This window comes from Salinibacter sp., assembly GCF_042218895.1.
Lineage (GTDB): Bacteria > Bacteroidota > Rhodothermia > Rhodothermales > Salinibacteraceae > Salinibacter.
Genome location: NZ_JBDGQQ010000046.1, coordinates 1 through 11,386, shown reverse-complemented (window position 1 = coordinate 11,386; position 11,386 = coordinate 1). Strand labels below are relative to the sequence as shown.

Sequence of the window (11,386 nt, the reverse complement as noted above, 5' to 3'; positions counted from 1 at the left end):
ATTCCCGAGAACCGGGCAATGTTCACCGTCGCGTTCGGGAACCCGTCCGCCCCATGACCTCCCAGCTCTCATCCCAGCGCGTTAAGCACTTCTTCGGGCAAGTAGGGCATCAGCGGCCCGTCTCGAAAATCCTCTGGGGTCCGCGTCACAGCGGCGTCGGCACCAACCTGCGTCCCGACGGCCACGATGGACTCGCCCTCAAAATCGGCGTCATCCAGCGCCTTCGGGACATCGGTCAGGGCCGGCCACCCCATTTGCGCGCAGCCGACGACGGTCGACGGGTCCTCGAAAGTGCACGGAGTCCGCTCTCATTTGTGGTTCCGAATCAGCTTACATACGATTCTCTTGGGGACACAAGACCAATTCGTCGTCCGCCGAACACGTCCATTCGTGACAGCATCGGTTCAGCTCTGTGTCAACGCCCATGACCAGTCTGCAACACGAGGTCGTCATGGTGGGCGCCGGGCCCGTAGGGCTGAGCCTTGCGCTCGGCCTGGCTCACGCCGACCGGTCGGTCCTCGTTCTCGAAAAGGAGCCAACCACCAGCGAGCATTCTCGCGCCCCCATCATCTGGCCCCGAACGCAGGAGATCCTTGCCGACCTCGGCCTGCTCGATCGCTTCCTGGAGGCGGGCATCGTCCGGTCGACAGTGCGGCTCTGGGACGCCGATCGCGACGAGGTGCTACTGCACGTCCCAATCGAGGAACTGGACGGCGAGACCGAGTGCCCCCAGTTGCTTCTTTGCCCCCAGTCTCGGACCGAACAGATTCTCTGTAATGCCCTCCGGGACGAGCCCGGGGCCGAGGTTCAGTTTTCGGCGGAGGTGACGGAGCTTTTGCCTGAGGCCGGTGGGGTGGAGGTCCGGTACGAACGGGACAGCACGACCCGGTCCACCACCGCCCCCTTCGTCGCTGGCTGCGACGGGGCGCACAGCCGGGTGCGGGAGGTACTCGGCTCCTCGTTTGAGGGCATGACCTATCGTATGCGGGCGGCCCTGGCCGACCTCACGTTCGAGGAGGATCCGGGGGCCCACTCCCCACGCATGACCCGACGCCGGGGCGTGGCCACGGGCATCCGCATCGACGAGCGACGGTGGCGGATCATCATGCCCCGAACGCCTGGCCACGCCACGCCGCTTAACACCCGTATCGAGCGGGCAGTCGCCGACCTGTTCGCGGTCGACACCTACGCGGCAGTCTGGAAGAGTGCGTTTACCCTCCACCGCCGAATCGCCGACTCGTTCGTGAACAGCCGCATCGTGCTGGCCGGCGACGCGGCGCATCTCACGAGTCCGGTAGGCGGGCAGGGGATGAACGTGGGCGTCCAGGACGCGAACGCGCTCTGGCGAGCGCTGGATGAGGCCCTTGAGCGGGGCCGCTCCACGCCACTGGCCCGGTACGAAGCCGAGCGCCGCGAGGCCCTCGAGGGCGGTGCCGTCTGGGCCACGGACGCGCTGACACGCATTCTGCTCGCCCGTGGAGGGGCGTTCCTGGTCCCGGCGCTCCAGCTCGTGGACGCGGTGCTCCGGATTGGCCCGCTCCGCCGCCTCGTGCTGCGGCGGATGGCTCTGCTTGACGATCCGTCGCGCAGGGCCTGAGCGGCGATGTTGCGGTTCCGAACCCGGGAAAGGCCGTGCGGTGCGCGAAAGAGCGCTCTGGGCACCAGAGTTGGAAGCCGTTCAACCCGTATGTCTGAGGAAACGGAGCCGGCCGGGATGCCGTCGCCATTCCCCCGCCCGGCGCCATGACCGAGACGGGTCCGCGCGCGGAGTCCCGTCCACCAGTGCACGAACGAAGCAAGTGGCGCCAGCGCCGCGAGTCCACTCCTTCCCGTTCCGAAGACCCGGTTCACCCCTTGCGGATCCGGCCTGCGGCGCTGCTGAGGGCCACTTGCCTGGGTTCCTCTTTCAACAACGCGAATTCGTCTGCCTGTAGTCGGCTTTTCCTCGAGGTCGACGAGCGAGGATCTGGCTCCCGTGGGACGGAGAGAATGCGCACGCTACGGAGAATGCCGGCTGGGGCAAGACGAACGGATGAGAGGATGGAACAGCCGGGAAGAATTCCCTCGGGAACAGACCGGCACGGACGCAGGCACGAATCCAGCGTCACCGGCTGAGATTCTAAGGAGGCGCTGAGGAGTCCCAAAACCATTGATCATGGGGCGGACCACCTGTAAATATCTACCATCGCGTTACGCACATACCCAGCTTGCACGTTACTCATCAAAAGCTGGCGGCAGACGGGGTACCGACGGACGCCATCAGTAGAGGCCTGGCCTCTTTTCGTCTCCAACAGCTTTTGGTAGAGCACTTGGCACTGACGTTGCGGGATCATGTGGCGGGGGTCCTATCGTGCTTTCGAAAGACCGCTCCTGAGCTTCTCTTTACGATGCTCGAGCTTTTCTCGACTGCTGAACCGCTGTACTTGGGGTACCTGCTCGCGTTCGCGCTTGCGGCAGCCGCCTGTTTTGCAGGAAGCTACCGGGCCCGCCAAATCCCGTACGCCGACACGCGGAGGGGGCTCTTCGTGTTTTTTCTCACAAGTGGAGGCTGGGCGGCCGCCTACATCGGCTTTCTCCTGCCCGTCTCCCCGGCGGCGAAAAATCTGTTCTACCAGGCGAGTCTTATCGTCGGGTTCGCAACCGTGTGGGCGTGGCTCTGGTTCTGCTCCGCGTACACTGGGCGAGCCCTCCACCGTAGCCAGGCGGCGCGGCGCTTCGCGGTCGGCCTGTTTTCCTTGATCGTGCTCGTAAAGATTACGAATCCCCTCCACGGGCTCTACTACACGCTCGAGCCGGTCAACTCTGAGTTTCTCCAGGTCGCCGTCCGCCACGGCATCCTGTACTGGGTCGTGATGGCGGTCTCCTACGCGCTGGCCGCGACCGGCTACCTACTGCTCTTCGAGCTGTTTATCAAGACGGAGACAAACACTGCCCCTCTGGCCGGCCTCACCGCCCTCACCGCCCTTCCCGCAGGCCTCAACATCCTGGGACACGTCAGCCCCTCCCTCCTCGACGTGACCCACGAGCCGCTGGGGGTCGCGGTGTTCGCGGTGGGCGTGCTGTTCGCATATGTCTACCAGTTTGGGGCTGTTCGCCTGGCCGGGAGTCTCAGTGAACCGATGATCATGCTGAGTGGAGACGGACGCATCAAGGATTACGGGCGAGGCGCGACCCAGCTCTTCCCACGCCTGTCGGACCGATCCGCAATCGGGGAGCCGCTCCCCCGTGCCCTGCCGGAGCTTGCCGACGCGCTTCGCGAGGAGGATTCCCTTCTGGAGCAGGAGGGCGAGGCATCGCCCCGGTACTACCGAATCGTGGAGACCGACGTGGGCGGGGGCATGGCTCAAGGGAGCCGGGTAGTCGTCTTTTCTGACATCACCGAGCGAGAGCGGCGGGAACGCGCTCTCCGAGACCGGCAGGAAAAGGTCGAGGCGCTCTACGCCGCAGTAAATCGGCTGCTACGGGTCCGTCGGGAAGAAGAAGTCGGTGACCTCATTCTCCGGCTCGTCAACGATGTGCTCGGGTTCCCGCTCGTCGGCGTCCGGCTGGCCAAAGACGGGCGCCTCGTACCCGTTCAGACCTCTCCCGAGGTCGATCAGTACATGCCTGACCGCTCGCCCGTACAGGTAGACGGGGACTCCATCATAGCCCAGGCATACCGGAAGGGAGCCCCGCTCACGTTCGACGACCTGCGTGCCGTCGACGACCCCGCCGATTACGGGAAGGCCCGCGGCGCGGCGGTCTTTCCGATGAGCGAGCACGGCACGATTGTGGTTGGGGACCTGCAGGCCGGTCCCATCGATGACTTCGATCGTCGGCTAATCGAGGTGCTCAGCGCTCACGCCACGGTGGTGCTTGACCGGCTCGATCAGGAGAGTACGCTGCGGGCCGCCAAGGAGGAGGCCGAGGAGGCCAGCCGAATGAAGTCGGCGCTCCTGGCCAACATGAGCCACGAGATCCGCACGCCCCTGACCTCGATCATCGGCTTTGCGGAAACGATTGGGGAGGAAGCCGAGTCGCTCCGCGCGCAAGACCCCGACGTTGAGTTTGGGCCGATCGGTCGCTTCGCGGGCCTCATCGAAAACAGTGGGCGCCGCCTGCTGGGAACCCTCGATGCGGTGCTTAACCTCTCGAAGTTGGAGGGGGAGAACGTGTATGTCGACGGCGTGGCGGTCGACCTCGCCGCCGAGGCGGAGGAGGTCGCCGAGCAGTTCCTGCCGCAGGCAGAGGACGCGACCGTCGACCTGCGGGTGGACATCGAGGAGACCCCCCTCCACGTCCAGGCCGACCAGGAAGGACTCCGAATCGCCCTGCGAAATCTCATCTCGAACGCCATCAAGTACACCGAGCCCGGAGGCGACGTGTGGCTGCGGGTGCGCCCCGAGAACGGCAAGGCGACCCTTGAGGTCGAAGACACCGGCGTGGGGATGGATCCGGAGCAGACCGATGAGCTGTTTGAGCCGTTCCGCCAGGAGTCGGAGGGATTTGGGCGTGAGTATGAGGGAACCGGCCTCGGCCTGGCTCTTACCAAACGGGCGATCGACCAGATGGGCGGGACCATCGACGTAGAGACCGCGAAAGGGGAGGGCAGCCAATTTATCGTGCGGCTTCCGCGGCCTGAGGCGGACAGCGAAGGGTAGATCGGCACTATCGATCAGCGCAATCGAGAAGCTGCTCCGTCGCCGACAACGATGACTTTTCCGTGCCCGAGGGGGAATTGACGTCCGCGTGCTTCGTGGCTTGCAAAAAAGATGGTACATCCCGGTCGCCACTTCGACCGCTTGGAAAGCGCCCTGTTGAAATTGCACAGATGCACGCGCTCTTTACAAACTCGATCCGCTGAAATTACAACTCGCCGAGTGCATTCTCATGCCTTCTTCCGTCACCGCTCCGTCAGGTGACCGAGAGCAGTCAGGCCCCGGCCGTTCGGAGGCGGAGCAGCCCCGCCTTCGGGCTCTCCGCCGCTACGAGGTCGTCGGTACCGAGCCGGAACCAAACTTCGACCGTATCACCCGCGTGGCCGCGTCTCTCTTCGATGTGCCGATCGCCCTGATCAACTTCATAGCCGAGGACCAGCAGTGGTACAAGTCAGCCGTTGGGGTCGAAAGTGGCGGACGGGATCTCGAGTCAAGCTTCTGCATCGAGGCGATTCGGGCGGACGGAACGACCATAATCGAGGATGCGACCGAGACGGAGCGGTTCTCCGATCATCCGCTCGTGGAAGGCCCGCCGGGCGTCCGGTTCTATGCGGGCGCGCCGCTTCAGACCCCGGATGGCTACCGGATCGGGACGCTGTGCGTGCTGGACACGGTTTCAAGGCAGCTTTCCGACGAGGAGACCGGTCGGTTGGAGGATCTAGCCGAGATGGTCATGAGCGAACTGGAGCGGCGGCGAACGACTCGGGAGAAGCTTCAGGAGAAAGACAAGCGGCTCCAGTCGATCGCCGAGAACGTCTCGGAGGGCATCTACCAGTCCACGCCAGAGGGGGAGCTGATCCACGTCAATCAGGCCCTCGTCGAGATGTTCGGGTACGACTCGGCCCAGGAGCTCCTGGAGGTCGACTCCGAAGAGCTCTACGCCGATCCGGCCGAGCGGGCGCGGGTGCTGGAGAAGACCAACCGGCAGGACGGGCTCGAGGGGGAAGACATCGAGTTCCGCCGGGCGGATGGCTCGACCTTCGTGGGCCGCGTCACCGACACGGTCGTTCGGGGGGAAGACGGAGAAGTTGCCTACTACGGCGGCGTCATCGCCGACGTCACCGAGCAGCGGCGCCGGGAGCAGACGCTGCGCCGGCAGAAAGCCCTCCTGGAGCAGACCCAGAAGGTGGCCGGGGCCTGGGAGGTAGACCTGGAAACCGGGGAGGTCCACCGCTCGGCGGAGACCCGCCGCATCCACGAAATGGACCCAGGGGCCAGCCGGACGCTCGAGGAGGCGTTCGAGTTTTTCGCTCCGGGGGCCCGGCCACAGATTCGGGAGGCCTTCCGGCGGTGCATCGACGAGGAGGAGCCGTACGACCTGGAGCTTCCCCTGGATACGGCGGAGGGAAACCGGCGGTGGGTCCGCACGGTTGGAGCCCCGGCCGAAAAGAAGGACGGGGAGATCGTGAAGGTAGCCGGGGCCCTGCAGGACATCACCGAGCGGAAGGAAGCGGTGGAGGCGCTTCGGAAGGAGCGGAACCTTCTGAGTCGCCTTCTCGAGATCAGCCCGGACGCGATTGTCCGCCTCGATTCGGAAGGAACCTTCGTGCAGGCGGATGGCCAAGTCCAGGAGGTGCTCGGGACCGGAGAGGAGGAGATCCTCGGTCGTGCCTACGACGATCTGGAATGGAAGATCAGCGCCCCCGACGGAAGCCCGATTCCGGACGAGGAGCTGCCGTTTGCCCGGGTCCTGTCGACGGACGAGCCGGTCCGAAGCGCCGAGATCTCCATCGACGGGGAGGATGGAGAGCGAAGGCACCTGTCGGTGAACGGGGCTCCGCTGCAGGGCGGCGACCCGGCCCCAGGTGGCCGGCCCGCCGGCGAAACGACACCCGCGGAGGGAGAAGCCGTGTTCTACCTCAGCGACATCACCGAGCAGAAGCGGCGAGCGCGGGCCCTGGAGCGCCAGAACGACCTGTTCAGGAGGGCCCAAGAGATCGCTGACGTCGGCGCCTGGGAGTACGATGTCCAAGCTGGGGAGGGAACCATGACGGAGCAGGTCTACCGCATCTACGGCCTCTCTCCCAGTGCCGATGTGACCTACCAGCGGACCATCTCGCTCTACCATCCGGAGGACCAACCGGTGATCCGGGAGGCTTTCACCCTGGCGGTGGAAGAGGGCGAGCCCTACGACCTGAAGCTACGCCTGACCCCCGACGCGGGAGAGGAGAAGTGGGTTCGGGTCCGCGGCGAGCCGCAGCGGGGGGACGACCAGGAGGTTGTTCGAGTGCGGGGCACGATTCAGGACGTGACTGAGCGGAAGCGGCAAGAGCAGAAGCTGAAGGAGAGCCGCCGAAAGCTCCGCCGGGAAAAGCGGCGGATCCAGGCGATCACCGAAAACGTCTCGGACGGCATCTACCGCTCGACCGCCGAGGAGGGAATCGTCTACGCCAATCAGGCCTTCATCGAGATGTTCGGCTACCGGGATCTCGAGGACCTGAAGGCGGCAGGGGCGGAGGCCCTCTACGTCGACCCGGCCCGGCGAGAGGAGCTGATCGAAAAAGAGGCGGAGCACGGAAGGCTCGACCAAGAGGAGGTCCAGTACCGCCGGAAGGACGGGACGACTTTCATCGGCCTGCTCAGCAGTCAGCAAGTCGAGGGAGAAGACCCGGGGAGCACTTACTTCGACGGGGCGATCACCGACATTACCGAGCGGAAGCGCCACGAGCGGAAGCTCAAACGACGCCGGCGGGACATCGAGGCCCTGTACGAGACGACCCGCGGCCTGCTCCGGGCCGACGGCCAAGAGGCGGTTTGCGACCACATCCACGGCGTCCTGCAGCGAGTGTTTGACTACGACCTGGTCAACACAGGATTTTTGGAGGGAGACGCCATTCGCTCGGCCCGGACGGACCGCAGCGACGGGACAGACGTGCCCCCGCCGGGCCCGCGACCGGCCGACGGCCACAGCATCGCCGCCCGTGTTCTGCGGGACGAAGAGACGACGGTGGTGAAGGACACCGGCAGTCTCGGATCCGAGGTCGACTACGGAGTCCTGCGTTCGGCGGCCGGGGTGCCAATCGGAGAGCGAGGAGTGATCGTCGTAGGCCGGACCGGGAAGAAGGGCTTCGACCGTTTCAACCTGCGGCTGATTGAGGTGCTGGCCGGGTACGCGGCCCTCGTTCTCGGCCGCCTGGAGCGGGAGGATGAGCTCCGCGGGGCGAAGGAGGAGGCGGAGGAGGCGGCCCGGCTCAAGGCCTCGATGCTCGCGAACATGAGCCACGAGATCCGCACGCCCCTGACCTCGATCATCGGCTTCGCTGAGACGATTAGTGAGGAAGTTGAGACGCTCGAAGATCGGCCCAGGGAGGCCGACCTGTCGCAGCTGACCCAGTTTGCGACGCTGATCGAGCAGGCCGGAACCCGGCTGCTCGAGACCCTCAACAGCGTTCTCAACCTCTCGAAACTGGAGGCCGAAGAGATCGAGATGAACGCCCGCTCGATTAACCTGGCCGAGCAGGCCCGACAGGCCGTCACCGAACTAACGCCGAGAGCCGAGGAGGCCGGACTCGACCTCAAGGTGGAAGCGGACAAAGCGCTCGCCCGGGCCGATGAGGGCGGGGTGCAAATCGTCTTGCAGAACCTCCTTTCCAACGCGATCAAGTACACCGGGGAGGGCGGGGAGGTGCAGGTCCGGGTCTACCAGAACGGGGACGAGGAGGCGATTATGGAGGTGGAGGACACCGGCATTGGGATGGAGCCGGAGGTGGCCGAGACGCTTTTCGAGCCCTTTCGGCAGGCGTCGGAGGGGTTGGATCGGAACTACGAAGGCACCGGCATCGGGCTGGCAGTCGTCCGGCGGGCGGTCAAGCAAATGGACGGAACCGTGGATGTCGACACGCAGAAGGGCGAGGGAAGCCGGTTCACCGTCCGGCTGCCGCCGGGCGGCAGGGACGAAGAGAGCAGATAGGGGAGCGTACTGCTTATACCGTTTTGAGAACCTGTTTGGCGAGACATCTGCGGCCTGCGACTTCGTGGATCTCGTGCAAAATGGCTTCTGCATTCGCCCGGTAGTTCCACTACAGGGCTCACTTGGGCGCCATTTTGCAGCTTCGCCCACTGTGTCTCGGCTGCTCACCTGCTCGCAAAACAGGTTCTGACTTCATCGTGTCGGCGGATTGCCGAACCGTCTTGATTTGCCCGGTTTTGGGCACTGTCCAGTAGCCAGTAGATTCTACTGATTCTGCCGACCTTTTCCACTGAAATCCGTGTCAGAAGCCCGCTTCCCGTTTCGTTTCAAATGCCACCCGCTTCGAACCAATGCGCTTTGGAGGAAACCGGAGCGGGCCGTAGCCGAAAGCCTCTTTCCGGGAGAGATCCTTCTGGGAGTCCCCCTCCAGGTTGCACGCTCTTGAGGGCGGGCCGACGGCGTCCCCCATCAGAGGAGCATTTTTGCTCAGAACGCTAGCCCCGCGCAGTGCCCGACCGCAGCCTCTTCCTATTCCGACGGGACCTCCGGCTGGCCGATAACGCAGGCCTGACCAAGGCATGCCGCAGGTCGGACGAGGTCGTTCCGGCGTTCATCTTCGACCCGCGGCAGTGCGCCCCCGAGCAAAACTCCTTCTTCAGCGAGCACGCATTTGCCTTCATGGTCCGCTCGCTGAAGGAGCTCAGGCGACGGCTCCAGGAGCGAGGCGGCCGGCTTTTTGTCTTCGAGGGCGAGGCGGCCGAGACGGTCTCTGAGCTTGCCTCCAGCGGGGACATCTCCTCGGTTCACGTCAACAGAGACTACACCCCCTTCTCCCAGCGCCGGGACGAGAGACTGCGCTCAGTGTGCCGCAGGCACGGCGTCCGGTTTGAGTCCTCGAACGCCCTTCTCCTGACGGAGCCCGAGGAGGTCCAACCCGACGGAGGAGGCGCCTACCACACCTTCGCGCCGTTTCGGCGGCACGCGCAGTCGGTCCCAACTCCCGGTCCGACCGGCAAGGTGGAGGGGCCGTTCTACGATGGTCCGCTGTCGGTGGAAACCACCCGTCTGGAGAAGTACGAGCGGTACTCCACCGATTCCCTCCGGGCGAAAGGAGGACGATCGGAGGGGATCGAGTTTCTCGAAGGGGTCGAGACGCTCGCCTCCTACCGGGACGACCGCCATCAGCCGGCGCAGGAGTCTCTCACGGCCCTCTCGGCACACCACAAGTTCGGGACGATTTCGATCCGGGAGTCCCTCTACGTCGTAGAAGAGGCGTTCGAGGATTACCACAAGTTGACCAGTCAGCTCTACTGGCGAGACTTCTACACGCATCTTCTCTTCCATCGTCCCGAGCAGCTGACTGTGCCCCTTCGTCCAATCGGCCGGCACATTCCTTGGCGCAACGAGCGGGCCGAGTTTGACCGCTGGCGAAAGGGGAAGACGGGCGTGCCCTTCGTGGACGCCGGCATGCGCGAGCTGCGTGAAACCGGATACATGCACAACCGGGCCCGCATGGTGGTCGCTAGCTTCCTCACAAAAGATTTGCTCGTAGACTGGCGCTGGGGCGCACAACATTTTGCGCGGACACTTACCGACTACGACCCGGCCGTGAACGCCGGTAACTGGCAGTGGGCCGCCTCGGTGGGGACCGACTACCGGCTCCGCATCTACAATCCCTACTCACAGGCCGAGAAGCACGACCCGGAGGCCCGGTACATCAAGCGCTGGGTACCAGAGCTACGGGGAGTAGACAAGGATCGGCTCACCTCCGGGGACCAGATTGACTTCTCAGGGGCAGCTCCCGACTACCCGGCCCCAATCGCGGACCGAAACGATGCCTACCACCGGGCGAGGGACGCGTTTGAGGAGGCCGGCCGGGCTTTGGATCGCGCCCAGTAAGCCCCGGTCTTCCTTCTCTGCGGGGAGCTTGAGAGCGGCGCTTTATCCTGGTAGCGTCCTTCTGACGACAGCGCTGAGGCTGAACTGGCCCCCGTCTGTCTCCTCATCCTTTCGCCCTGGGAGGCGTCGGTCCGAAGGGGTCCGGCCCCCCAGCTGGGCTACGAGTTGGGGTCCCCTGAAGCCTTCTCTTCCCCGCACAGACGCCGAGTGGTGAAGCAGGTGCCAACGCCCTTTTCGGTTTCCACCTCGATGGAGCCCCCATCTCCTCGACGGCTCTCTTGGCGGCCGCCACCCCCACCCCGGTGCCCTCATGCTTCCGCCCGATCCCCCGACGTCTGCCGGAACGGCCCGAAGAGCCGATCGACCGCCCCTGGTTCGATCCCAATCCCGGTGTCCTCAACCTCCGGTCCCGTCTGCGCGTCTTCCCGACGGATCCGGCCCCACACCGGGCCTCCCTCCTCGGTGTACTTGATCACGTTGGACACCAGATGCTGCACAACGGTCCGCACCGTCCCTTCGTCGGCCCCCGCCCAGCGGGCTCAGTCTCCAGTGGACGGCCGGATCGTGACGGCGGAGGGTCGTAAGCTGCGAGGCGAGGAGACCGCTGCTGTAGAAAGCTGGGACGCTGCTCTCCTTCGTGGACGTGACAGCGGTCTCGTCGTCCGGAGCGGCGTACTGTAGAGGAGACTGACGGGTGGTTCGGAGGCTGGTAGCGACGAAACCGTCCGCACGAGCGCTTCCCCAGTTCTGCTGAAGCAAGAGCCCACTTTGCCGCGCTCCGCATTGCTCTGAATTGGCTCGACCAGAAATCAGTGGCTCGACCAAAACTAAACCACCCTCGACTGGAAGTCGAGGGGTTTGGGGGAGGGGTCTACCGGCT

At 64.8% G+C, this 11,386-nt stretch carries 6 protein-coding genes; 4 read left to right on the top strand and 2 right to left on the bottom strand.

Annotated features, from left to right (window positions below):
• Positions 1-68 precede the first annotated feature (68 nt).
• Positions 69-254, bottom strand: coding sequence for a hypothetical protein (locus ABEL04_RS05150; RefSeq protein WP_375801317.1), 186 nt, complete (start codon positions 252-254; stop codon positions 69-71).
• 170 nt (positions 255-424) lie between these two features.
• Between ABEL04_RS05150 and ABEL04_RS05145 the strand changes: the two genes are divergently transcribed.
• The 4 genes from ABEL04_RS05145 (at position 425) to ABEL04_RS05130 (ending at position 10,506) form a co-directional block, all read left to right on the top strand.
• Entirely contained in the window at positions 425-1,597 is a 1,173-nt protein-coding gene (locus ABEL04_RS05145) for an FAD-dependent oxidoreductase (RefSeq protein WP_375801316.1), read from the top strand.
• Positions 1,598-2,387: 790 nt separating this feature from the next.
• Positions 2,388-4,640: an ATP-binding protein gene (locus tag ABEL04_RS05140; protein ID WP_375801315.1), complete on the top strand. Its 2,253-nt coding sequence runs from the start codon at positions 2,388-2,390 to the stop codon at positions 4,638-4,640.
• A 229-nt stretch (positions 4,641-4,869) separates the two neighbouring features.
• Complete coding sequence (locus tag ABEL04_RS05135) at positions 4,870-8,607, top strand: PAS domain S-box protein (RefSeq protein WP_375801314.1); 3,738 nt, start codon at positions 4,870-4,872, stop codon at positions 8,605-8,607.
• 507 nt (positions 8,608-9,114) lie between these two features.
• Positions 9,115-10,506 carry a cryptochrome/photolyase family protein gene (locus ABEL04_RS05130; RefSeq protein WP_375801313.1) on the top strand — a complete coding sequence of 464 codons (1,392 nt, stop codon included), beginning with the start codon at positions 9,115-9,117 and terminating at the stop codon, positions 10,504-10,506.
• A gap of 308 nt (positions 10,507-10,814) precedes the next feature.
• Here ABEL04_RS05130 and ABEL04_RS05125 read toward each other — a convergent pair whose 3' ends face one another.
• On the bottom strand, positions 10,815-11,015 hold the full coding sequence (locus ABEL04_RS05125) for a sensor histidine kinase (RefSeq protein WP_375801312.1): 201 nt from the start codon (positions 11,013-11,015) through the stop codon (positions 10,815-10,817).
• Positions 11,016-11,386: the final 371 nt, after the last annotated feature.